Genomic DNA, 24,666 nt, shown 5'->3' on the forward strand with positions numbered 1-24,666 from the left:
CCAGCCCGCACCATCAAACCAAAAGTTTGACGAACTCCTCAGGCGGCACTGGCCGGCTGATCAGGTAACCCTGCATCTCGTCACAGCCGTGAGCCTTGAGGAAATCCGCCTGTGCCTGGGTTTCGACACCCTCGGCGACAACCTTCAGTTCCAGGCTGTGGACCATGGCGATGATGCCTCGAACGATGGCCGAATCCTCGCCGACCTGATCCAGTTCGGAAATGAAAGACCGGTCTATCTTCACGTAATCCACAGGGAAGCGCTTGAGGTAACTCAGCGAGGAATAGCCGGTACCGAAGTCGTCGATGGCCAGCTTCACGCCCAGCGCGCGCAACTGGCGGCTGATGTTGATGGCATTGTCGATGTCATCGAGCAGCTGGCTTTCGGTCAGTTCCAGCTCGAGCCGGTCGGCTGGCAGCCCGGTCTCCTCCAGCACCTGGCGCACCAAGCTGACGAAATTACCCTGGCGTAACTGCTTGACCGACAGGTTCACCGAAACCCGAATCGCGGCCAGTCCGTCGAGCTGCCATTGACGCGCCTGCCGGCAGGCCTCGCGCAGCACGAACTCGCCGAGCGGGATGATCAGCCCGGTTTCCTCGGCCAATGGAATGAAAAAGCCCGGCGCAATCAGGCCTTTCTGCGGATGCCGCCAGCGCACCAACGCTTCGGCCGCATCCAGGCTGTCTTCCTTCACGCTCAACCGAGGTTGATAGAAGACTTCCAGCTGGCCTTCCTCGACGGCGCGACGCAGCTGGTTTTCCAGCTTGAGATTTTCCAGGCTCGACACCTGCAAGCGCTCGGTGAAGAACTGCAAGGTGTTGCCGCCCAGATGTTTGGCATGCTGCATGGCCATGTTTGCCTGCAACAGCAGCGAGGTCGCCTCCCGTGAGTTGTCAGGCATGAGGCTGACACCAATGGACGCACTGATGACCAGCTCCTGATCGTCGATCTGAATGGGTTTGCTGATGCGCGACAGCAGACGGCTACCGCTGTGCGCCAGGCTGGCCAGGCTGCCGTACCCTTCGAGCACCACCACGAACTCATCACCGGACAAACGGGCAATGGTGTCGGCGTCTGACAGGGTGTGGGACAGACGGCGCGAGACCTCACGCAACAGCTGATCGGCCGCCTCGTGCCCCAGGCTTTCATTCAGCGTCTTGAAACGATCCAGATCGATATAGAGCACCGCCAGCCCACGGTTACTGCAGCGACTACGCTCACAGGCGCTGTGCAGACGTTCCTTGAGCAAGCTGCGATTGGCCAGCCCGGTCAGCTCGTCGAAGTGGGTCAAATAACGCAGACGCTCCTCGACCTGGCGCCTGACGCTGAGGTCGGAAACAAATGCGACCACGTTGCAAACGTTGCCTTGCCGGTCGTGCACCACGCGCATCTGCGCCCATTGCGGGTAGACCTCGCCATTCTTGCGGGTTTCGATCAGCTCGCCTTGCCAGCTGCCGTGCTGCGCCAGGCTTTCGCGAATCGCCGCATATTGCTGGCGACTGTCCTCGGAGCTGGCCAGCAGGGCGACGCTTCTGCCGATCAGTTCGGCTCGGCTGAAACCGGACAGGTCGCAGCAAGCCTGATTAACCGCCAGCAGATTGAACTCGGGGTCCATGATCGCCATGCCCTCACCCGCCGCCTCGAACACCGTCGCGGCCAACCGCAATTGCTCGGCCTGACGATGGCTCTCGCTGATGTCTCGCCGGGTTCCGATCATGCGCAAGGCACGGCCACTGGCATCGCGCTCGGTGACGCGACCACGGTCTTCGATCCATACGAAGCTACCGTCGCTCAGCATCGCCCGGTATTGCACGGCATAGCTGTCGGTCTTGCCCTTCAAGTGATCGATCATGTCCTGCCGGACACGCGGGCCATCTTCCGGATGCACCTCAGGACGCTGCTGGTCGACCAGCAGCAGTCGGTCACTCAGGCCTACACCAAAAACCACGTCCATTCTCGAATGGAGGACCTCGCCATTGGCCATGTCCCAATCCCACATGCCTAGCTCGCTGGCTTCCAGCGCAAGGCTCAGGCGTGCCTCGCTTTCATGCAGCGCAGCAGTGCGCTCGATCACGCGCCGCTCCAGCCCATCGAAAGCCTCCCGTAGCCGGCCCTCGACATGACGGCGTTGCTCGATTTCCCGGCCCAGTTCGCCGTTCAGCTCGATGGCTTGCCCGCGCATGTTTTCCAGCCGCCGGATCAGCAACTGATTGTGCAGACGCTGGGCCAGGCTGGCCGTAACCACTCGGTTCATTTGCCAGGCGATCATACTCAGCGTGAGCAACACGATCGCCGCCAGCACACCCCATCCCTGCAGTTGGGGCTCACCGCTGCCCAGAAGCACAACCGCTGCGGGAAGCAGCCCTGGGATGGCAAACGCACCGAACGCCCGGAGCGACACGCCGCAGGCCACGCACCCGGCAAAGAACACCGAGGCAAGCGAGCCGAGCAGTATCGTCTGCTGTAAAAAAGGCCCGTCGAGCGCCAGCTCGATGATGGCGTAGTCCAGCGTCATCGCACTGGCGACACTGGCTAGTAGAAAGGTTCGATACCAGCGAGGGTGCTGCTGCTGCTCTGCGCTGGCTTTGGCAAAGCGGCGCGTCTGCTGCAGCCGCAGCAGGGCGAGCGCAAAAGTCACACCCGACCAGATCGCCGTTTGCAGCTTCGGCCCTTCCGCCCAGAGCACGACGGGAAACACCAGGCTGGTGATGATCATCAGAAGCAGCGCGAGTCGTGAGCCCTCATAGAGCAGCCGCGTGCGCTCGGCCCGCTGGTCGCTCTCTGCAAGATTGAAAGCGGCGTGGTCCTCCATGGCCATTGACGCCGACGGATTAGCTTGTGCGGAATCGATCATCGGGCTGTTCTTGTAATGGATGTCTGGAGCATTAAGCGTGCCTTGAGGTACGCCCCGATAATGGCACGATGCTAGCGCCCGGTCATCGTCTGTCCGACCAAAGACCATATTGACGATACGCAGGTATGGATCAGCTGGATATTTACAGGCTCTGTGATCCAGGGCCGGCCCGGCCCATGGCGCTGTCTCGGCTGCAACAGACAAGCCCGCACTCTGCCGTTGACCCGCTAGCACCCCATCCGTTGCACGAGCGGGTCAGTCGGATTTCCGGCTAGAATGGCGCCCATGCATGACGATCTCTCTCTTCTCCTGAACTCCCTCAACGATGCCCAGCGCCAGGCCGTAGCCGCGCCGCTGGGTCGTCAATTGGTCCTCGCCGGTGCCGGCTCGGGCAAGACCCGCGTGCTGGTGCACCGTATCGCCTGGCTGCACCAGATCGAGCGCGCATCTTTGCACTCGATTCTTTCAGTAACCTTTACCAACAAGGCCGCCGCCGAGATGCGCCAGCGCATCGAACAGCTGATGAAGGTCAACCCGCAAGGCATGTGGGTCGGGACCTTCCACGGCCTGGCCCACCGCCTGCTGCGCGCGCACTGGCAGGAAGCGAAGCTGGCGCAGAATTTCCAGATCCTAGACTCCGACGATCAGCAACGGCTGGTCAAGCGGGTGATCCGCGAACTCGGCCTCGATGAGCAGCGCTGGCCGGCGCGCCAGGCGCAATGGTGGATCAACGGGCAGAAGGACGAAGGCCTGCGGCCCAAAAACATCCAGCCCAGCGGCGACCTATTCCTCGCGACCATGCTGAGCATCTACCAGGCCTATGAAGAAGCCTGCGCCCGCGCCGGTGTCATCGATTTTTCCGAGCTGCTGTTGCGCGCGCTGGACCTGTGGCGCGATAACCCAGGCCTGCTGGATCACTACCAGCGCCGCTTCCGGCATATTCTGGTGGACGAGTTCCAGGACACCAACGCCGTGCAGTACGCCTGGCTGCGCCTGCTGGCCAAAGGCGGCGACAGTTTGATGGTGGTGGGCGACGACGACCAGTCGATCTACGGCTGGCGCGGCGCTCGGGTGGAGAACCTCCACCAGTTCAGCGAAGACTTCCAGGACGCTGTAACAATCCGCCTCGAGCAGAACTACCGCTCCACCGCCTGCATCCTCAAGGCGGCCAACGCCCTGATCGCCAACAACCAGGGCCGTCTCGGCAAGGAACTGTGGACCGACGGCTGCGAGGGCGAGCCGATCAGCCTCTACGCCGCCTTTAATGAACACGACGAAGCGCGCTACGTCGTCGAGAGCATCGAGAAAGCAATCCGCGAAGGCATGAGCCGCAGCGAGATCGCCATCCTCTATCGCTCCAACGCCCAGTCACGGGTCCTCGAAGAAGCCCTGCTGCGCGAACGCATTCCCTACCGGATCTACGGTGGCCAGCGCTTCTTCGAACGTGCCGAGATCAAGAACGCCATGGCCTACCTGCGCCTGATCCAGGCGCGGGACAACGACGCGGCACTGGAACGGGTAATCAACGTGCCGGCACGCGGAATCGGCGAGAAAACCGTCGAAGCCCTGCGCCAGCTGGCGCGCCAGCAGGAAACTTCGATGTGGGCCGCGCTGCACCAAGCAGTCGGCACCAAGGTGGTGTCGGGCCGTGCAGCGAGTGCACTGAACGGCTTTGTCGAGTTGATCGACGGTCTCGCCCTGAAAGTCGAGGGCATGCAGCTGCACAACATGGCGCAGCTGGTCATCGAGCAGTCCGGACTGCTGGCCTACCATCGTGACGAAAAAGGCGAGAAGGCTCAGGCACGGGTGGAGAACCTCGAAGAACTGGTCTCCGCTGCGCGTGCTTTCGACAATTACAGCGAAGATCAGGAAGACGAGCAGACCCCGCTTGCCGCCTTCCTTGATCACGCCTCGCTGGAGGCCGGCGAGCAGCAGGCAGGCGATCACGAAGACAGCGTGCAGCTGATGACCTTGCACAGCGCCAAGGGCCTGGAGTTTCCGATGGTGTTCCTGGTCGGCATGGAAGAAGGCCTGTTCCCGCACAAGATGAGCCTGGAAGAACCCGGCCGCCTCGAGGAAGAACGCCGCCTGGCCTATGTCGGCATCACCCGCGCCATGCAGCAGCTGATCGTCACCTATGCCGAAACCCGTCGGCTGTATGGCAGCGAGACCTACAACAAGATCTCGCGCTTCATTCGCGAACTGCCGCCCGCGCTGATCAGCGAAGTGCGCTTGAGCAATACCGTCAGCCGCAGCTTCAATACCCGTGGCATGAGTGGCGGCTCGCTGTTCGATGGCGCCAATGTTCCAGACACCCCGTTCAACCTTGGTCAGCGCGTGCGTCATTCGCTGTTCGGCGAGGGCACCATCCTCAACTTCGAAGGCTCCGGAGCGCAGGCCCGGGTGCAGGTGAATTTCGAAGACGAAGGAAGCAAGTGGTTGATGCTCAGTTATGCCAAACTGGAACCGCTATGACGTTTACGTCAACCTGTACCGATACTAATAAAATTCGCCAAAGGAAATAGCCATTCATGAAACGCCGTCACTTGTTTGGTGTTGCCGCTGCCCTGCTTGCCTCCCTCAGCCTTGCAGGCTGCAACGACGAAAAGAAAGTCGAACCCACCGCCGAGCCCAAGGCTGCCGCCAGCGAAGCGCCCGAGACTTATAACTGGAAGATGGTCACCGCCTGGCCGAAGAACTACCCGGGTCTGGGTACTGCCGCCCAGCGTCTGGCCGATCGGGTCGAAGCCATGAGTGATGGCCGCCTGACCATCAAGGTCTACGCCGCCGGTGAGCTGGTCCCCGCCCTGGAAGTGTTCGACGCCGTTTCCCGTGGCACCGCCGAACTCGGCCATGGCGCGGCCTACTACTGGAAAGGCAAGGTGCCGACCGCGCAGTTCTTCACCTCGGTGCCGTTCGGTCTGTCGACCAGCGAGATGAACGCCTGGCTGACCCGCGGCGGCGGCCAGGAATTCTGGGACGAAGCCTATGCGCCCTACGGTGTGAAGCCGATGGTAGTCGGCAACACCGGCATGCAGATGGGCGGCTGGTTCAACAAGGAAATCAATTCACTGCAGGACTTGCAGGGCCTGAAGATCCGGACCCCCGGCCTGGGCGGCGAAGTGCTGACCCGTCTCGGCGCAACCACGGTCAACATGCCCGGCGGCGAAGTGTTTACCGCCCTGCAGACCGGGGCCATCGACGCCACCGACTGGGTCAGCCCGTACAATGACCTGGCCTTTGGTCTGCACAAGGCCGCCAAGTACTACTACTACCCCGGCTGGCAGGAGCCTCAGGCCGTGCTCGAGCTGCTGGTCAACCAGAAGGCCCTCGACAGCCTGCCGGACGACCTGCGCGCCATCCTCACCGAGGCCGCCGGCGCCGCCAGCCGCGATATGATCGACGACTACGTCTACAACAACGCCATGGCACTCGATCAGCTCAAGCAACAAGGCGCGCAACTCAAGCGCTTCCCTGACGAAGTATTGAGCGCCATGCGTGAGCAGTCTGATGTCGTTCTAGGCGAACTGGCCGCACAAAGCGAGCTGAACGGCCGTATCTGGGCGTCGATGAAGGCGTTCCAGGCGCAGGTCAAGCCGATGCAAGAGATCTCCGAGAAAGAACTGTACAACTGGCGCTGAGCCAGATGAGCCGCTGTGCTTGCCTAACCCGGTAAGCGCAGCGGAGCAAAAGCCCGAAACACTCTGCAACTGGCGCGCCCGCACTGGGGCGTGCACCATCCGCTTCGTATCTTCGTCCAATCCAGGAATACCAAATGCAACGTGTGCTCAGCATTTTCATGGCGCTGTGTATCGGCCTGACCCTCAGCCTCGACGTTCATGCCAAGCGCTTCGGCGGTGGTAAGAGCTTCGGCTCGGCGCCCAGCCATCAAACGCGCCAGGCGCCGCAACAGACCCAGGCCGCGCCAAACCAGGCAGGTCGTCAGACACCTGCCGCCGCCAGTGGCGCCTCGCGCTGGTTGGGCCCGCTGGCCGGCCTCGCCGCCGGTGGCCTACTGGCATCCATGTTCATGGGTGACGGCTTCGAAGGCATCCAGTTCATGGACATCCTGATCTTCGGCGGCATCGCCTTCCTGCTGTTCCGCTTCCTTGCCGCGCGCCGTCGCCAGCAGCAACCGGCCATGGCCGGACACGGGAATGCACCAATGCAGCGCGAAATGCCTGCACAGCAGTCGATCTTCGGCGGCAGCAGCGCCGCTCGTCCGGCTGCTGCTCCAGTGATCAACGCCCCAGCCTGGTTCAACGAGCAGAACTTCGTGACGGCCGCGCGCGAACACTTCCTCTCGCTGCAGCAGCATTGGGACGCCAACGAGATGGACAAGATCAGCGAGTTCGTCACGCCGCAACTGTTCGAGTTCCTCAAGCGTGAGCGCGCCGAGATCGGCGATGCGTACCAGTCCACCTACGTCGACGACCTGCAGATTCAGCTTGATGGCGTAGACGACCAGGCCGACAAGACCGTTGCGACGCTGACCTTCGTCGGCGTGTCGAAGAACTCACGCTTCGACCAGGGCGAACCGTTCAGCGAAAGCTGGCGCATGGAGCGCGCCCAAGGCGAGAACCAGCCTTGGCTGGTGGCCGGTATTCGCCAGAACGCCTGAGCCGCTACCTGAGACGACTCCGCTCTGTTCGGAGTCGCTCGCAAAAGCCTCGCCGCATGGCGAGGCTTTTTTGTTTCTACACCCCCGTTGTTTCCCGAGCGCAACGAACGGGCCGCGCCGTAGCGTTGAACGGGGTCGACCGCCCTGCTCGAGTGCACGAATAGCCGAATAACCCAGCCCTAAGGCAGCAACTTGCACGCCCATCCGCACCTCCGCGAACGCCCCTATCCTGCGCCCATCGTGGCAAACATCGGCTGAACCCTGCTCGCACATGGGCGTCTATGCTGTTCGGATAACAGTAATAGTCCAGAGGTCCTGCGTGTCAGGCAGCATCGAAACAAGGAATGGAGCCGCCGCTGCGCTCGTTCAGGGCGACCTGCCCACTGCACGCCAATCCACGATGACCAGCGTTCGCCTGCCTTCTATCGACAAGCTGCTGCGCGCGCCGGCCTGCACCCCGCTCCAGCAGCGTTATGGCCGCAGCGTGCTGCTCGACACACTGCGCGACCTGCTCGACGAGCTGCGAGAGCCGGCTCGCCACGGTCAGCTGGCCGCGCTGGAGCTGTCCGAAGCGGTGCTAGCCGGCCGCGCCGGTGAACGCCTCGCCAACCAACACCGCAGCCACGTGCGCCGCGTGTTCAATCTGACTGGCACGGTGCTGCACACTAATCTGGGTCGCGCCCTGTTGCCGGATGAGGCCATCGAGGCGATCACCCTGGCGGCGCGCTATCCACTGAATCTGGAGTTCGACCTGGCCACCGGCAAGCGCGGCGACCGCGATGACCTCATCGAAGGGCTGATTCGCGAGCTGACCGGCGCCGAGGCCGTCACGGTGGTCAACAACAATGCAGCGGCCGTGCTGCTGGCATTGAACAGCCTTGGCGCCCGCAAGGAAGGCATTATTTCCCGTGGTGAGCTGATCGAGATCGGCGGTGCTTTCCGCATCCCCGACATCATGGCCCGCGCCGGTGTGAAGCTGCATGAGGTGGGCACCACTAACCGCACCCACGCCAAGGATTATGAAGCCGCGATCAATCCGCGCAGCGGCCTGTTGATGCGCGTACACACCAGCAATTACAGCGTGCAGGGTTTCACTGCCAGCGTCGGCACTGCCGAGCTGGCGCAGATTGCCCATGCGCACGGCTTGCCGTTGCTCGAAGACCTCGGCAGCGGCAGCCTGGTCGACCTCTCGCGCTGGGGCCTGCCCAAGGAACCCACCGTGCAGGAGGCCCTACGCGACGGCGCCGACATCGTCACTTTCAGCGGCGACAAGCTGCTCGGCGGCCCGCAATCAGGGCTGATCGTCGGCAACCGCGAGCTGATCCAGAAGATCAAGAAGAACCCGCTCAAGCGCGCCCTGCGTGTCGACAAGCTGACCCTCGCCGCGCTGGAAGCGGTACTCAACCTCTATCGCGACCCGGATCGCCTGGCCGAACGACTCACCAGCCTGCGCCTGCTCAGCCGGCCGCAAGCGGATATCCGCATCCAGGCCAAACGCCTGGCACCCGCGCTGGCCAGCGCTCTGGGCGAGCCCTGGCAGGTCACTGTCGAGGAGGCGCTGGGCATGATTGGAAGTGGCGCACAACCGGTGGCGCGCCTGCCCAGCGCAGCCTTGTGCATTCGCCCGCAGCAGCCCCGGCGCCTGCGCGGCCGCAGCCTGCGCTTGCTGGAAGAGGCGCTGCGCGAATTGCCTATCCCGATCCTGGGCCGGGTCGCTGACGACGCACTCTGGCTCGACCTGCGTCAGCTGGACGATGAGCCGGCGTTGCTCGCCCAGCTTTCGCACCTGCAGCAGGCGCTGGTGCCATGATCATCGGCACCGCGGGGCACATCGACCACGGCAAAACCGCCCTGCTCCAGGCATTGACCGGACAGGCAGGCGACCGTCGGCAGGAAGAACGCTTGCGCGGCATCACCATTGATCTCGGCTACCTCTACGCCTCGCTGGGTGAGCCCGACCTGACCGGCTTCATCGACGTCCCCGGTCATGAACGCTTCGTGCACAACATGCTCGCCGGCGCCTGCGGTATCGACTGTGTGCTGCTGGTCGTCGCCGCAGACGACGGCGTGATGCCGCAGACCCGCGAGCACCTGGCGATCGTCGAGCTGCTGGGGATTCGCCGGGCCCTGGTGGCGCTCACGAAAATCGACCGGGTTGAGCCATCCCGTATCGCCGAAGTCCAGCGGCAGGTAGAAGCCCTGCTGGAAGCTGGGCCGCTGTCCGGTGCGCCAATTTTTCCCGTGTCCAGCGTGTCCGGCGAAGGCATCGACGCGCTTCGCGCCCGCTTGCTCGAACATGCGACCGAAGTGCAGGCGCGCCGCGAAGACGGACATTTCCGCCTGTCCATTGACCGGGCATTCAGCGTGACCGGCGCAGGCGTGGTCGTAACCGGTACCGCCATCGCTGGTCGAACCCACGTGGGGGACGAACTGAGCCTGGGGCCGTCCGGCCGCAAGGTTCGCGTCCGCGGGCTGCATGCGCAGAACCAGACAGCCCAGGCGGCTCAAGCGGGCCAGCGCGTCGCCCTCAACCTCAGCGGCGAGCGGCTTTCAGTGGCCGATATCAGTCGCGGCGATTGGCTGGTAACGCCCGAGCTGCAGGATGGCACCCAGCGCATCGATATCGAATTCACGCTCTTAGCCAGCGAAGCCCGCGAATTGCGCCACTGGACGCCGGTGCACATCCACCTCGGCGCCCAGGATGTCACCGGCCGCATCGCCCTGCTCGAAGGCGAATGCCTAGCGCCCGGTGGCCACGTGCACGCGCAGCTGCTGCTCAATGCGCCAGCCCATGCGGTGCATGGCGACCGCGTGGTCCTGCGCGACCAGTCCGCCCAGCGCACCCTCGGCGGCGGCCGCGTACTCGACCCTTTTGCGCCGCCCCGCAACCGTCATCGTCAGGCACGCCTGGCGGTGCTACGCGCGCTCGCCGGGGACACGCTGGAAGATGTGTTGCCAGGGCTGCTGCCCAGCGCCCTCAACGGCCTCGATCCGGCCTTGCTGGAACGGCAGTTCAACCGACCCCGGAAAACCTGGCGGCTTCCAGACGAGGCGCTGGAGATCACCACGCGGCTCGGCCCGAGGCTGTTCGAACGCGGCACCTGGGACTACCTCGGCAAGAGCCTGGTGGCCGCCCTGCAGCGCTTTCATGACAGCCAGCCGGACGAGCTCGGCCCGGATCGCGACCGCCTGCGCCGGTACGCTCTGCCGTTACTGGAGCGTCCTATATTCATTGCCTTATTGGAACAGGCCCTGGCCGAGGGCAAGGTTGAAGCCAGTGGCCCCTGGCTGCACCTGCCTGGCCACCGGGTACGCCTGACCGACGAGGAAGAGGCACTGAAAGCCCGACTCTGGCCGCTGCTTGCCGCCAGCTGCTTCAACCCGCCCTGGGTGCGCGACATCGCCCGTGAGCTGGACGTCGAGGAAGAGCAGGTCCGCCAGCTGTTGCGCAAGCTGGCTCGTCTTGGCGCGCTGCAACAGGTAGTGAAAGACCTCTTCTATCCCGAGCAGACCATCCGCCTGCTGGCCAGCCAGGTTCTGGAGATGGAACGCCAGAGCGGCGTCATCCGCGCCGCAGCCTTCCGCGACCAGATCCAGCTCGGCCGCAAACGCAGCATCCAACTGCTCGAACATTTCGACCGAATCGGCTTCACCCGCCGCTACGGCAACGAACGCAAGGTGCGACGAGACAGCGCCTTGGCCTCAGAGGATGAGGTCAGTTAGGCTGTCGCACGTTTTGTGACCAACAGGTCAACGTCATCTTGGAAGGCAATCGCACCCGGTGGTGCGGCCGGGCTTCAAACCCGGTTGGGGGCGGCAGCCGTCCCTGGGTGGGTTCGACTCCCACTGCCTTCCGCCATTCCTGTCTTCCGTGTTCGTATCAGTGGCGCATCGACTCGGCCGGCTACGAGATAACGCTGACGCTGAACCAGCAACGCCACATAATTTGTCGAACTTCAAAAATCTGACCGGCGGCCGACGATAGGTGAGATTGCTCTGGAAGCAGCGGTTGGCCTTTCTGGCTAACCGTTGCTGTCTTTCAAAAGTTCGTCAAAGGTGCAGATCTCGCCGCACTTATCAGGCGCATAGCCGGCCAGCTTGTCGATGTCTGCCAGAAACTCGTCCGATTTCATGGCCTGTAGCAACTGGCGCACGTTGTGCTGGCGTAGCTGCGTTTCGTGGCAGACCAGCAGGTAGTGTTCGGTCGCCAGGCTGATGAACTCCAGCCCGAACTGCGCGGCTGCCGCCTCGACACCGAAGCCGACATCGGCCATGCCCGCTGCGACGTAAGCGGCCACGGCGGTGTGGGTGAATTCTTCCTGGGCACCATTGGCGATCTGGGCTTTATCGATCTGGTGCTCTTCGAGCAGCAGGTTGAACAGGACACGGGTGCCGGAATGCTCGTCGCGATTGATGAAGCGAATCTCAGGACGGGTCAGATCAGCCAGTCCATGCACGTGCTTGCGCGTAGAGGCGCGCAAGATCAAGCCCTGCCGCCGCGTCACGAAGCGAATGACGCGAAGGTCCTGGCCGGCGAGTAGTGCTTGATAAACGGCTAAGACTCGCTTGGCCAGAGGAGGGAACGTGGGGAGATGGAAGCTGGCAAGGTCGCAGTCGCCCCGGTTCAGGGCACTGAGCGCTTCCTGCGGATTGCAATAGCGCAGGTTCAGCTCTCCAGGCAGATCAGCCAGGAGGGCGACCGCGTACCCATGACTCGCATGCAGCCGCAGCACCGGATGCGCACCCTCAAGCAACTGCTGAAGCTGGTGGTTCAACTCGGAGGCCATGCTGTCGAGCTGAGGCTCCAGCCGCGCGCGCAGGCGTTGTTCCGACCACAGTAACTGTTCTCCCAGCGGCGATAACCGCGTGCCGTGCCCCTTGCGCATCAACACCATGGGCATGCCGAAAAATTGCTCGCCACGGGTAAGCAGATTCCAGGCATGACGGTACGAGATATCCGCCTTTTGAGCCGCCTGGGTCAGCTTGCCGGTGTCATGGATACCTTCGAGCAAGGCAAAGATGATCGGATCCAGCAATTCGCCGTTGCCATTTCTGAACAACCAGGTGGGCGTGATATGCAGCCTTGAGTTAAGCATTTTCGTTCATATTTTTCGGGTCAAATGGGTATGTTAGTTTGCTGTTCACCTGATTAAAGCTTAACCCAATTAAGAATAATTATTCATATCTGATCGAACACAAGCTGTCGGTTGCCTGACACTGACCGGCACGTTCGACTACCTGATGAGGCAACCAGGTCATGTCCACTACCATCTCGTCAGCTACCGGTGCCTGGACGCCGGCCCTGATCCAGCAAGTGATCGACGACCATAAGTCGATGCCCGGCGCCATGCTTCCTACTCTTCATGCCATCCAGGATCGCTTCGGCCACATTCCGGACAGCGCGGTTCCGCTTATTGCCGACTCCCTGAGCTGCACGCGGGCCGACGTACACGGCATCATCAGCTTCTATCATCACTTTCGTACCCAGCCTGCAGGGCGCAACGTGATCCAGATTTGCCGCGCAGAGGCCTGCCAGGCCGTGGGCAGCCGTCAGCTGGAAGCGCATGTCAAAGCCTCGTTGAAGGTGGATTATCACCAGACCACCCAGGATCGCGAAATTACGCTGGAGCCCGTGTACTGCCTGGGCAACTGCGCCTGCGGTCCCGCCGTGCAGATCAACAACGACGTCTATGGGCGCGTAACGCCAGAGCGTTTCGATGAACTGGCCGATGAGCTGAAGACTGTTGCGGTGGAGGTGAAGTGGTGACTATTACCGTTTATGTACCTTGTGATACCACGGCTCGTTCGCTGGGTGCCGACAAGGTTGCTCAGCGTATCGAGCGCGCCGCTGCAGCCCGTTCGCAAGAGCTGCGCATTGTGCGTAACGGCTCACGCGGCCTGTTCTGGCTGGAGCCACTGGTTGAAATCGATACGCCAGATGGTCGGGTCGCCTACGGGCCGGTAACCCCCGAGGCGGTAGAAAGCCTCGTCGAGGCCGGTTTGTTTGAAGGCCGGCAGGACCATGCCCTGGCGCTCGGGCTTACCGAGGAGATCGAGTACCTCAAGCGTCAGCAGCGGCTGACCTTTTCGCGCATCGGTATCACGGACCCGCTATCGATCGACGATTACACGGCACTGCGTGGATTCAATGGCCTCAAGGCAGCGCTCTCCCGTGACGGCCAATCCATCGTCGACGAAGTTAAAACGTCCGGCCTGCGTGGCCGTGGCGGCGCCGCCTTCCCGACCGGCATCAAGTGGCAGACCGTGCTCAACGAGCCCGAGGGTCAGAAGTACATCGTCTGCAACGCAGACGAAGGGGACTCGGGGACCTTCGCCGACCGCCTGGTGATGGAATGCGACCCTTACATGCTGATCGAAGGCATGGCCATCGCCGGTCTCGCGGTCGGCGCCGACCGCGGTTACATTTACCTGCGTTCGGAATATCCGCTGGCCAAGGCGACTCTTGACGAGGCCATACGCCGTGCAGTCAAAGCCGGCTACCTGGGCGATGATCTGCTGGGCTCCGGCAAGGGGTTCAACCTGGAAGTCCGCCTCGGCGCGGGCGCCTACATTTGCGGCGAAGAAACCTCGCTGCTCGAAAGCCTTGAAGGTCGCCGCGGCCTGGTGCGCGCCAAGCCACCGCTGCCGGCCATCGTCGGGCTGTTCGGTCGCCCGACAGTGGTCAACAACGTACTGTCTTTCGCCGCTGTGCCGTACATCATGGATCAGGGCGGCCAGGCCTACGCCGACTACGGCATGGGTCGCTCGCGTGGCACGCTGGCCGTGCAGCTAGCGGGCAACGTGAAGCGCGGTGGGCTGATCGAACTGGCATTCGGTATCAGCTTGAAAACGCTGATGGAAGATTTCGGCGGCGGCACGCGCAGTGGCCGTCCGCTCAAAGCCGTTCAGGTGGGCGGCCCTCTCGGCGCCTACCTGCCGGAAAGCCAATGGGACAACCCGCTCGACTACGAAGCCTTTGCCGCATTCGGTGGAGTGGTCGGGCATGGCGGCGTCGTGATGTTCGATGACACCGTCGACATGGGCGAGCAGGCCCGTTTCGCCATGGAGTTCTGCACTGTCGAATCCTGTGGTAAATGCACGCCGTGCCGGATCGGCGCCGTTCGCGGCGTTGAAGTCATCGACCGGATCCGTGCTGGTGAAAATGCCGAGATGAACCTCGAACTGCTGTCGGATCTGTGCGAGACCATGGTCGATGGTTCGCTCTGCGCCATGGGCGGCATGACGCCGTTCCCGGTGCAGAGCGTGATGAAGCATTTCCCTGATGATCTGACACCTCGACACGCCCTGGTGGCGGGAGGCATAGCATGCTGAACCATTTCGATCCCAAGCAATATCTGAAAGGCCAGGTCAACAGCTTCGACCCGGCCCTGTTCGACCGTGACCTGGGCACTCCGGCACGGACGTCCGAGACGACCATTAGCCTGGTAATCGACGGCATTCAGATCAGCGTGCCGGAAGGCACCTCGGTCATGCGCGCTGCCGCCCTGGCAGGCATCACGGTGCCCAAGCTGTGCGCGACCGACAACCTTGAAGCCTTCGGCTCCTGCCGGATCTGTGCGGTAGAAATCGAAGGGCGCCGCGGCTATCCCGCTTCGTGCACCACGCCGGTCAGCGAAGGCATGTCGGTCACCACGCAGAACAGCAAGCTAGCCAAGCTGCGTCGCAACATCATGGAGCTGTACATCTCCGACCACCCGCTGGACTGTCTGACCTGCCCAGCCAACGGTGATTGCGAGCTGCAGGACATGGCAGGCGCCGTCGGCCTGCGGGAAGTGCGCTACGGGTTCGAGGGTGCCAACCATCTGCATGCCGAGATCGACAACTCCAACCCCTATTTCAGCTTCGATCCGAGCAAGTGCATCGTCTGCTCGCGTTGTGTGCGTGCCTGCGCTGAAGTTCAGGGCACGTTTGCCCTGACCATCGACGGCAGGGGCTTCGACTCGACCGTATCGGCCAGCCAGAATCAGCCGTTCATGGAGTCGGAGTGCGTATCCTGCGGGGCGTGCGTGCAGGCGTGCCCGACCGCGACCCTGATGGAAAAGAGCGTCATCGAAGAAGGCGTGCCCGAGCACAGCGTAGTCACCACTTGTGCCTACTGTGGCGTGGGCTGCTCGTTCGAAGCGCAGATGAAAGGCGACAAGCTGATCCGCATGGTGCCTTACAAGGGTGGCGACGCGAACCACGGCCATTCCTGCGTCAAGGGGCGCTTCGCCTTTGGTTACGCGACCCACAAGGACCGCATCCGCGAGCCGATGATTCGTGATTCGATCGATCAGCCGTGGCGTGCCGTTTCCTGGGACGAGGCGCTGACTTTCGCTGCGCGGCGTCTGCGTGAAACCCAGGCGACCTACGGCCGGGACAGCGTCGGCGGCATCACCTCCTCGCGTTGCACCAACGAAGAAACCTATCTGGTTCAGAAGCTGATTCGCGCCGCCTTCGGCAACAACAACACCGACACCTGCGCCCGCGTCTGCCACTCGCCGACAGGCTATGGCCTCAAAGCTACCCTGGGCGAGTCCGCCGGTACCCAGACATTCGACTCGGTGATGAAGTCCGACGTCATTCTGGTGATTGGCGCGAACCCAACGGACGCGCACCCGGTCTTTGCCTCACAAATGAAGCGCCGCCTACGCCAGGGCGCCACCCTGATCGTCGCCGATCCACGGCGTATCGACCTGCTCAAAACGCCGCACGCGGAAAAGGGTCTGCACCTGTCGCTCAAGCCGGGCACCAACGTCGCGCTGGTCAACGCACTGGCACATGTAGTCGTCACCGAAGGGCTAGAAGACAAGGCATTCATCGAAAACCGTTGTGAAACCAACGCCTACCAGAAATGGCGCGACTTCATCAGTGAGGCCCGCCATGCGCCGGAAGTCTCCGAAGCGGAAACCGGCGTGCCGGCCGGACTGGTCCGCCAGGCAGCCCGCACCTACGCGATGGCCGGCAATGGAGCCATTTACTATGGCCTGGGCGTGACCGAGCACAGCCAAGGCTCCACCACCGTCATGAGCATCGCCAACCTGGCGATGGCGACCGGCAACATCGGCCGTGAAGGCGTGGGTGTGAACCCCTTGCGCGGTCAGAACAACGTGCAGGGTTCCTGCGACATGGGCTCTTTCCCTCATGAGCTGCCGGGCTACCAGCACGTTGCCGATCCGGAAGTGCGCCAACGCTTCGAGAGCGCCTGGAACACCACGCTCGATGACGAGCCGGGCCTGCGTATTCCCAACATGTTCGATGCCGCCGTGGCAGGTACCTTCAAGGCGCTCTATGTGCAGGGCGAGGACATCGCTCAGTCGGACCCGAACACCCAGCACGTCGAGGCGGCGCTGTCGGCGCTGGATTGCCTGATCGTTCAGGACATTTTCCTCAACGAGACCGCCAAGTACGCCCACGTGCTGCTGCCCGGTGCGACCTTCCTCGAGAAGAACGGGACCTTCACCAACGCGGAACGACGCATCAACCGGGTACGTCGCGTCATGCCGCCGGTTGCCGGCATGGAGGACTGGGAAGTCACCCAGGCGCTTTCCAATGCGTTGGGATACCCCATGAACTACAGCCATCCGTCCGAGATCATGGACGAGATCGCGCAGCTGGCACCGACCTTTACCGGCGTCAACTACAGCAAACTCGAAGTGCTGGGCAGCATCCAGTGGCCGTGCAACGACGACTACCCGATGGGCACGCCGACCATGCATGGTGTGGACTTCCCGATCGGCAAGGGCAACTTCGCCATTACCGAGTACGTGGCCACCGAAGAGCGCGTCAACCGTCGTTACCCGCTGTTGCTCACCACCGGACGCATCCTGAGTCAGTACAACGTTGGCGCTCAGACCCGTCGGACCGCCAACAGCGCCTGGCACGATGAAGATGTGCTGGAAATCCACCCGAACGACGCCGAGGACCGCGGCCTGAAAGATGGCGACTGGCTGGGTATTCGCAGCCGGGTCGGGCATACGGTGCTGCGTTGCCTGGTCAGCGATCGCATGGCTCCGGGCGTGGTGTACACCACCTTCCACCACCCAGGCAGCGGCGCGAACGTCATCACCACCGATAACTCGGACTGGGCGACCAACTGCCCCGAGTACAAGGTGACGGCCGTTCAGGTCGAGAAGGTAACGCAGCCCTCAGACTGGCAGCAGCGCTTCCAGGACTTCGATCAGAAGCAGCTGCGTTACCTGGAAAATGCCGAGACTGCGGAAGTGGCACTCAAATGAGTGCCCGCTTCATGGGCGATGGCACCGGACAGGAGGATGCCTCGAATGAATGAAATGGATACGCTGATCAAGATGTTGAATCAGATCACCGTGAATAACCGGCATCATCAGGACGATGCGGCGGCGGCCGAACAGATCGCGCTGCACCTGAAGAAATTCTGGGCGCGTCGGATGAAGGAACAGATCATCGACTACGCCGAGAACGACGGCAGCGCCTTGGAGCCGATTGCTCTCCTGGCCGTGCTGCGACTCAAACGGATGTCGGACGAGGTCCGAGACTGGGCTGAGACGTCCGATGCGGGATAGCAGGTTGTAGATCAGTTTTTTTGGCCACCTACAGGTGGCCTTTTTTTGTATGGACGTCCAGCGTCAAGCATGTGGAAGAGTAGAGGCAACGCGGAGCAAGGCGCCTGAGCGTCTGTTCGTGCCGGAACGACAGATCCAACACCCATCACCTGAAGCCCATACCTGGGCTGCAACCCGGCACATGTGGGCTGTGGGCGAGCGCCCGCTTCAGCGCGTCAGCATTGCAATGGCTGTCAGGAGAAAGCGGCCTGCTCCGGCCCCTTAAACGCCAACTGCTTTGGCCAGTCTCGGTGGTTGAACACCTGACCCTCTGCGCGTATCCGAGCAAGCTCACGCAGGTCGAGGGTCGCAAACACCCAGTTCGCCTCATCATCCGCGCCTTCGACCAGGATGCCGTTATCCGGAAAACCATAATCCACCGGCGTATAAACGCTAGCGCGGCCCGTATTGATATCAACCGCTTCGGACCAGAGCGCAAGGCCGGTGGTAGGCGACTGGACCACATAACACTGGTTTTCCAGCGCCCGCGCCTGGCAACCGATACGCACCCGATGAAAACCGGCCTGCGTATCGGTGCAACTTGGAACCAGCAGCAGCTCGGCACCGGCCGTAATCTGCTGACGGGCAATCATCGGGAATTCCGAGTCATAGCAGATCAGGATGCCGATACGGCCGAGTTCGGTATCAATGACGCCAATGCGTTCACCAGCACGAATGCACCATTGCTCGTTCTCGAAACGAGTCATGATGAGCTTGTCCTGATGACCCAGGATCCCTTCTGGCCCGAACAGCGTCGCCCGGTTCACGACATGGCCGGCCTGCAATTCTGTTGGAAAGGAACTGGCCAAGATCAGGACATCGTGGCGACGGGCCAGCGCCTGATGCAGGTCGCGCCACTTCGGCAGCAAGGTCTGCATCGCCTGGAGCTGCTGCTGCAAATCGCTGTACACCGCTTGGCCGAAGAGCGAAGCCAGTTCCATACTGCCGTATTCGGGAAATACCAGCAGCTTGGCGTCTTGCTCTACGGCACTGGCGACCCAGCGTTCTAGCTTGGCCGCGAAGTCATCCCAATGAGAAAAAAAGCCGATGTCGTATTGGGCTGTCGCCAGGGTAAACGCACTCATGGCAAGGGCTTCATCCAGAAGGTCATGGGTTTGAGCGACTCGTGTGAATCGCCAAGGTCTTTCCAGCTGAACTGCGTGGCCAGCTCCGGGTGCCTTTCGTACCCACGGTGCTGCCAGAACTCATCCAGTGGCTGATAACCGGCAGGCCGAGCTGGGTGCGTAACAGGCCGCTCCACCGCACAGAAGCATGAATGCTTCATGCCGCCAGTCTCGCGCGCATGGTCTTCACGGTGTTCGAAGAACGCCACACCGGCACCCTGCCCTCGGTAGTCGGGCAGCAATACGGATTCGCCACAATAGAAGATCGTCTCAACGGCATAATCCGCCTCGCGGAAGGGCTGCTGGACCTCCTCCGTTTCATGAATCAGCGGCAGCCCCGAAGAAGCGCCCACCACCCGGTCGCCATCGAACGCCAGCACGATCACGCTGTGCGGCGCCTCGACATAGGTTTGCAGATAGCGCGCCTCGTATGCCGGATCGCCGTCGTACAGGTACGGAAAGTCTCGGAATACACGCATGCGCAACCGGGCCAGTTCAGGAATGTACCGATGAAGCGTGGCGCCGGATAAGCGCTGGAAGGTCAGCCGGGCCATCACGCGGACACTTGAGCAACCCAGTCTTCAAGGTTGTAGTAGTTGGTCACTCGCGCCACCTGCCCATCCCGAATGGCGAAGAATGCCCCCGCCGGGAGCCGGTAAGTCTGGCCGTTCGCTTCCGGTAACCCTTCATCGGTCGCCAGGTATTCGCCCAGTACGGTGAACTCGACGGCCGCCCGGTCACCCGCTTCGTTGGTGGTGATCGAAAGGTCCACAATCTTCTCCCGGTAGTTGCGGTTCATGCGCTGCATGAACTGTTCAAAGGCCGGCTTACCCACTTCTCGCCCGCTCTGATTGATGTCATGGATCACGTCATCGGTGAGAAGCGACAGGAAGGTGACCATGTCACCCGCATTGAAGGCGTCGTAGTAGCGTTGCAACAGCTGAGCGGTGGCCTGGTGCATCGAAAAATCTCCTGAAGGGGCTGAAATTTCGATAGTAGACAGTCTCGCCAAGCTGACGAAAGCGCGACACAAGGTGACTGGCAGAATCAAGCATGAGGCGGTCGTACCTGGAGATATCGACGGTCGTGACCAGCCTTGCCGTCCGATTCGGCGCTGTGGATCGGTAGCGCGTCGAGTCAAGGCTGATGCCGTCTTAGCCACTCTCCCGCAACCTGGCCCATGGTTTTGGATGTTCCATCTTTCACCCAGGCCATGAAGTCCTGATCAAATCTGAAGCCGGGCCCGCACGCCTCGATCATGAATCTTCGTACGTTCTGCGTGTTTCGATAGGTGTCGGTTACCGGTGTTTCATCAGTTATCCGGTCCTTATGCCAATCAAATTTCATCGCGGTCACCTTCGTATGCCAGACGGGTGCGAGGAGGTGAGCGGCAAGAGCGACGCAGAGCTTTCGCTCCAGGCACAACCCCAAGGGGTATGCCTGCAAAGATCCCGCGTCGCGATTCTGATGGATAGCCTTTCTCCCATGGTTACATAGCAAAAAACAATCTAACGGACGGCTGCAGGTCTCGCTCCTTCGTCTACCTTATTCGGAATGCTTGGAAGAGGAGGATGCGCATGTTGACCACATTGCTGCCAGCCCTTCGAGACTTGGAATTGCCTTTGCGCCTCAGGCTATGGGACGGCAAGGAAATCGACATGGGGCCCGCGCCCAGTGTGACGCTGGAGATTCGCGACCCAGGGCTGATACCTCGCCTGGCTCATCCCAGCCTGGCGCTGTTAGGCGGCGCTTATGTCGAGGGAAAGCTCGATCTGCACGGGCCGCTTGAAGAGGTGATCCGTATCGGTGACGAGATCAGTCGGGCATTGGGAGACGCACATCCGCAGCTGCCGGTGCGTGAAGCCCATGACAAGGCCACTGACGCCGAAGCGATTTCCTATCACTACGACCTGTCCAACGCCTTCTATCAGCTCTGGCTCGACCGCGACATGGTCTACTCCTGCGGCTATTTCGAGACGGGCTGCGAAGACCTCGATCAGGCGCAGCAGGTCAAGCTCCGGCACCTGTGTCGCAAGTTGCGCCTGCAGCCCGGCGATCGGCTGCTGGATGTAGGCTGTGGCTGGGGTGGTCTGGCGCGGTTTGCGGCCCGCGAATACGGAGCGCAGGTGTTTGGCATTACGCTCAGCGCCGAACAGCTAAGGCTCGGGCGCGAGCGCGTGGCGGCCGAGGGGCTGGAGGGCCGCGTCCAGCTTGAGCTGTTGGATTACCGCGATCTGCCCACGGACGGACAGTTCGACAAGGTGGTCAGCGTCGGCATGTTCGAACATGTCGGCCACGCCAACCTGCCGTTGTATTGCCGCCAGCTGGCCGCGGTGGTGCGCCCGGGCGGTCTGGTCCTCAACCATGGCATCACTTCGCGGCATACCGATGGCCGGCCGGTCGCCCATGGCGCGGGCGAATTCATCGACCGCTACGTCTTTCCTCACGGCGAGTTGCCGCATCTGGTAGAGATAGGTGCCTGCATCAGCGAATCGGGGCTGGAGATCGTCGATGTGGAAAGCCTGCGTCTGCACTATGCGCGCACCCTGCAGCTGTGGAGCGAGCGCCTGGAGTCGCGGCTGGAGGAAGCGCAGCAGCTGATCCCCGAGCGGGCGTTGCGCATCTGGCGGGTGTACCTGGCGGGCTGTGCCTATGGCTTCCGCCGCAACTGGATCAACCTGCACCAGATTCTCGCCAGCAAGCCGCTACCCGACGGTTCCCACGAGCTGCCCTGGACACGCGCGGATCTCTATCAGTAGCACGGCAGCCTGGCACCGATGCGCCAGGCTGACACCGACTCAGCGCAACAGCAGGAGCGGCGTGGTGGTCGAGCGAATCATGCTGGTGGTGGTGCTGCCAACGAGGAACTGACGAATCCGTGAGTGCCCGTAAGCGCCCATCACCAGCAGGCCAATACCGTGCTCGGCCTGGTAGGCATGCAGGGTGGGTTCGACTTCGCCGCCCCGGATCGCGATCTGTACCTCGAAGCCTGCCGCCGACAGGGCATCGCGGGCCGCATAGAGCAGCGCGCGGTTGTCACCGGTGTCCTCGCCGACCATCACCAGATGGATCGGTATGCCTTTGAACAGCGGACTGGAGGCCAGCATTTCCACACCTTTGCGGGAAGTGGCGCTGCCATCAAACGCGAGCATGACGCTTGTCGGCACGGTGAAGCTGGCCGGGGTGACCAGGATCGGCCGGTGCAGGGTGCGAATCACGCTTTCCAACTGGCTGCCAATCAGCTGCAGGTCGGTGCCGCTGTCCTCGCCCTGCTTGCCGATCACCAGCAGCCGGGTGTCGGATTCCAACTCGCGCAGGCTTTCCACCAGATCGCCGTGCCGTTGCCGCACCTCCGGCTGCACCACCCCGGCAGTCAGGACGCGCTGCTTCGCTGAGTCGAGCATCATCCGGCCTTCTTCGAGCGCCAGCTTGCTGCGCTTTTCGTCCAGTGCGGCGAGTTCTTCGAGCAGGTATTCGCGGCTACCCAGGCCGATGATGCCGCTGAGGTTGCCGGCTGCCGGGTACTGCTGCTGGTCGAGGACATGCAACAGAGTCAGCGGTGCATCCAGCTGCAGACTGGCCCAGGCGGCGCAATCGCAAACGGCCGCAGCCTGAGGGGAACCGTCGATGCAGGCCAATACGTTGTTCATTGTTGTGCTCCTGGTCAGTGGCTCATCAGATCGTCGATGGCTTCGGGTTTGTCGTGCACACCGAAACGGTCGACGATGGTTGCGCTGGCTTGGTTCAACCCCAGCACTTCGACCTCGGTGCCTTCACGGCGAAGCTTGACGACGACCTTGTCGAGCGCCGCAACGGCAGTGATGTCCCAGAAATGCGCATGGGTCAGGTCGATGATGACGCTCGAGAGCGCTTCCTTGAAGTCGAAAGCGGACGTGAATTTGTCGGACGAGCTGAAGAACACCTGGCCGACCACACGGTAGGTGCGGCGGTTGCCTTCGGCGTCCAGCTCCGAACCGATATGCAGGTAATGGCCGACCTTGTTGGCAAAGAACAGCGCCGCCAGCAGCACACCGGCCAGCACGCCGAACGCCAGGTTGTGGGTAAAGACCACCACCACTACGGTGACCACCATGACGATGTTGGTCGACAGCGGATAGCGCTTGAGGTTACGCAGCGAATCCCAGCTGAAGGTGCCGATGGAAACCATGATCATCACCGCGACCAGCGCTGCCATGGGGATCTGGCCGACCCAGTCACTGAGAAACACCACCATCAGCAAGAGCACGACACCGGCAATCAGCGTCGACAACCGCGTGCGGCCGCCGGATTTCACGTTGATCACCGATTGGCCGATCATCGCGCAACCCGCCATGCCGCCGAACATGCCGGACACGATGTTGGCGACACCCTGGCCCTTGCACTCGCGGTTCTTGTCGCTGCCGGTATCGGTCAGGTCATCGACGATGGTCGCCGTCATCAGCGACTCCAGCAGACCGACCACAGCCAGGGCCGCGGAGTAAGGAAAGATGATCGCCAGCGTCTCGAAATTCAGCGGCACTTGCGGCCAGAGGAAGATCGGCAGGGTGTCAGGCAGCTCGCCCATGTCGGCGACAGTGCGGATATCCAGCCCCAGGTACATGGCGACGGCGGTCAGAGACAGGATGCAGACCAGCGGCGACGGGATGACCCGGCCAATCTTCGGCACATAGGGGAACAGATAGATGATGCCCAGGCCCGCCGCGGTCATCGCATAGACGTGCCAGGTGACACCTGTCAGTTCCGGAAGCTGGGCCATGAAGATCAGGATCGCCAGGGCGTTGACGAAGCCGGTGACCACCGAGCGCGAAACGAAGCGCATCAGCGAACCGAGGCGCAGGTAGCCGGCGCCGATCTGCAACAGACCGCAGAGCAGCGTCGCCGCCAGCAGGTATTGCAGGCCGTGCTCGCGCACCAGCGTCACCATCAGCAGCGCCATGGCACCGGTGGCGGCGGAAATCATCCCCGGTCGGCCACCTACGAAGGCGATCACCACGGCAATGCAGAAGGAGGCGTAGAGGCCGACGCGCGGGTCGACCCCGGCGATGATCGAGAAGGCAATCGCCTCTGGAATCAGCGCCAGGGCAACGACGAGGCCGGCGAGCACGTCGCCGCGGATGTTGCAGAACCAGTTTTGTTTGAGCGAATGAAGCATGGTGAATTCCGGAGCAAAGGCATCACCGGCAGACCGTAGGCGGCACGCGGTTGATACAAGGCTAGTTTCTGGATTTGAACAGGGTGCAATTGCGTGCATGAAATGCGACGCGCAGGCTACCGACCGCCTGCATGACGAGGTGGTCGCGCTGGGTGACGACAGGCGCTAAGGCGGAGTGGGCAGCCGGATCATGCGAAGAGACAGACTCGATTTAGGGCTCAGATCGCTCGAAGCCGCTTGAAACAGGCCGCGGATGATAGCGCAGCAAGCCCCCTGGCGCGACCCAAAGGGGCAGCCCAGGCGCCGCCGGCTGTCATGCCAGAGGCGGCCGA

18 protein-coding genes and 1 tRNA gene are annotated in these 24,666 nt (G+C 62.2%); 11 read left to right on the top strand and 8 right to left on the bottom strand.

The genetic code is table 11. From position 1 onward, the window contains the following. Positions 1–13: 13 nt before the first annotated feature. Positions 14–2,854 carry a putative bifunctional diguanylate cyclase/phosphodiesterase gene (locus CXK96_RS14260; RefSeq protein WP_102837108.1) on the bottom strand — a complete coding sequence of 947 codons (2,841 nt, stop codon included), beginning with the start codon at positions 2,852–2,854 and terminating at the stop codon, positions 14–16. Positions 2,855–3,139: 285 nt separating this feature from the next. Between CXK96_RS14260 and uvrD the strand changes: the two genes are divergently transcribed. From uvrD to CXK96_RS14290, 6 genes are all read left to right on the top strand, one after another. Then, a complete protein-coding gene (gene uvrD / locus CXK96_RS14265) occupies positions 3,140–5,329 on the top strand; it encodes a DNA helicase II (protein ID WP_102837109.1) in 2,190 nt (729 codons plus the stop codon). A 56-nt stretch (positions 5,330–5,385) separates the two neighbouring features. Continuing rightward, on the top strand, positions 5,386–6,495 hold the full coding sequence (locus CXK96_RS14270; RefSeq protein WP_102837110.1) for a TRAP transporter substrate-binding protein: 1,110 nt from the start codon (positions 5,386–5,388) through the stop codon (positions 6,493–6,495). 134 nt (positions 6,496–6,629) lie between these two features. Further along, positions 6,630–7,475: a Tim44 domain-containing protein gene (locus CXK96_RS14275; RefSeq protein ID WP_102837111.1), complete on the top strand. Its 846-nt coding sequence runs from the start codon at positions 6,630–6,632 to the stop codon at positions 7,473–7,475. A 400-nt stretch (positions 7,476–7,875) separates the two neighbouring features. Then, on the top strand, positions 7,876–9,285 hold the full coding sequence (gene selA, locus CXK96_RS14280; RefSeq protein ID WP_102837251.1) for an L-seryl-tRNA(Sec) selenium transferase: 1,410 nt from the start codon (positions 7,876–7,878) through the stop codon (positions 9,283–9,285). Next, positions 9,282–11,198, top strand: coding sequence for a selenocysteine-specific translation elongation factor (gene selB, locus CXK96_RS14285; protein WP_102837112.1), 1,917 nt, complete (start codon positions 9,282–9,284; stop codon positions 11,196–11,198). The genes selA and selB overlap by 4 nt, the downstream gene beginning before the upstream one ends. A gap of 40 nt (positions 11,199–11,238) precedes the next feature. Then, positions 11,239–11,334: transfer RNA gene (locus CXK96_RS14290), tRNA-Sec, on the top strand. Between the two features lie 163 nt (positions 11,335–11,497). Here the strand turns inward: CXK96_RS14290 and CXK96_RS14295 are convergent. Continuing rightward, the gene (locus CXK96_RS14295) at positions 11,498–12,571 is read right to left on the bottom strand and encodes a substrate-binding domain-containing protein (protein WP_102837113.1); all 1,074 of its coding nucleotides are present in this window, start codon (positions 12,569–12,571) and stop codon (positions 11,498–11,500) included. 161 nt (positions 12,572–12,732) lie between these two features. Between CXK96_RS14295 and CXK96_RS14300 the strand changes: the two genes are divergently transcribed. The 4 genes from CXK96_RS14300 to CXK96_RS14315 are packed head-to-tail and all read left to right on the top strand — an operon-like array spanning position 12,733 to position 18,019. Further along, the gene (locus CXK96_RS14300) at positions 12,733–13,242 is read left to right on the top strand and encodes a formate dehydrogenase subunit gamma (RefSeq protein ID WP_102837114.1); all 510 of its coding nucleotides are present in this window, start codon (positions 12,733–12,735) and stop codon (positions 13,240–13,242) included. Further along, a complete protein-coding gene (locus CXK96_RS14305; protein WP_102837252.1) occupies positions 13,239–14,807 on the top strand; it encodes a formate dehydrogenase beta subunit in 1,569 nt (522 codons plus the stop codon). Before CXK96_RS14300 ends, CXK96_RS14305 begins: the two co-directional genes overlap by 4 nt. Then, the gene (gene fdhF / locus CXK96_RS14310) at positions 14,801–17,713 is read left to right on the top strand and encodes a formate dehydrogenase subunit alpha (RefSeq protein ID WP_102837115.1); all 2,913 of its coding nucleotides are present in this window, start codon (positions 14,801–14,803) and stop codon (positions 17,711–17,713) included. The genes CXK96_RS14305 and fdhF overlap by 7 nt, the downstream gene beginning before the upstream one ends. A gap of 54 nt (positions 17,714–17,767) precedes the next feature. Next, positions 17,768–18,019, top strand: coding sequence for a formate dehydrogenase subunit delta (locus CXK96_RS14315; RefSeq protein ID WP_219807536.1), 252 nt, complete (start codon positions 17,768–17,770; stop codon positions 18,017–18,019). Positions 18,020–18,252: 233 nt separating this feature from the next. On the opposite strand, the gene CXK96_RS14320 is transcribed toward CXK96_RS14315, so the two are convergent. The 4 genes from CXK96_RS14320 to CXK96_RS20820 all read right to left on the bottom strand — a co-directional run bounded on the left by CXK96_RS14320 (position 18,253) and on the right by CXK96_RS20820 (position 20,529). Continuing rightward, a complete protein-coding gene (locus tag CXK96_RS14320) occupies positions 18,253–19,143 on the bottom strand; it encodes a carbon-nitrogen hydrolase family protein (RefSeq protein WP_102837117.1) in 891 nt (296 codons plus the stop codon). Next, positions 19,140–19,736 carry a GNAT family N-acetyltransferase gene (locus CXK96_RS14325; protein WP_102837118.1) on the bottom strand — a complete coding sequence of 199 codons (597 nt, stop codon included), beginning with the start codon at positions 19,734–19,736 and terminating at the stop codon, positions 19,140–19,142. Before CXK96_RS14325 ends, CXK96_RS14320 begins: the two co-directional genes overlap by 4 nt. Beyond that, positions 19,736–20,143 (bottom strand): ketosteroid isomerase-related protein, encoded by a 408-nt coding sequence (locus CXK96_RS14330; RefSeq protein WP_102837119.1) that lies wholly within the window; start codon positions 20,141–20,143, stop codon positions 19,736–19,738. Before CXK96_RS14330 ends, CXK96_RS14325 begins: the two co-directional genes overlap by 1 nt. Positions 20,144–20,319: 176 nt before the next feature. Then, entirely contained in the window at positions 20,320–20,529 is a 210-nt protein-coding gene (locus CXK96_RS20820) for a DUF6434 domain-containing protein (protein WP_102837253.1), read from the bottom strand. Positions 20,530–20,759: 230 nt separating this feature from the next. On the opposite strand from CXK96_RS20820, the gene cfaB reads away from it, so the two are divergent. Then, a complete protein-coding gene (cfaB, locus tag CXK96_RS14340) occupies positions 20,760–21,941 on the top strand; it encodes a C17 cyclopropane fatty acid synthase CfaB (RefSeq protein ID WP_102837120.1) in 1,182 nt (393 codons plus the stop codon). Positions 21,942–21,980: 39 nt separating this feature from the next. Here the strand turns inward: cfaB and CXK96_RS14345 are convergent, their stop codons facing one another. Both CXK96_RS14345 and CXK96_RS14350 read right to left on the bottom strand, forming a co-directional pair. Further along, entirely contained in the window at positions 21,981–22,832 is an 852-nt protein-coding gene (locus CXK96_RS14345; RefSeq protein WP_102837121.1) for a universal stress protein, read from the bottom strand. 14 nt (positions 22,833–22,846) lie between these two features. Further along, positions 22,847–24,334, bottom strand: a complete 1,488-nt coding sequence (locus CXK96_RS14350) for a SulP family inorganic anion transporter (protein WP_102837122.1) — start codon at positions 24,332–24,334, stop codon at positions 22,847–22,849. Positions 24,335–24,666 lie beyond the last annotated feature (332 nt).

The sequence above is a fragment of the Stutzerimonas stutzeri genome (assembly GCF_002890895.1).
Classification (GTDB): Bacteria; Pseudomonadota; Gammaproteobacteria; order Pseudomonadales; family Pseudomonadaceae; genus Stutzerimonas; species Stutzerimonas stutzeri_AB.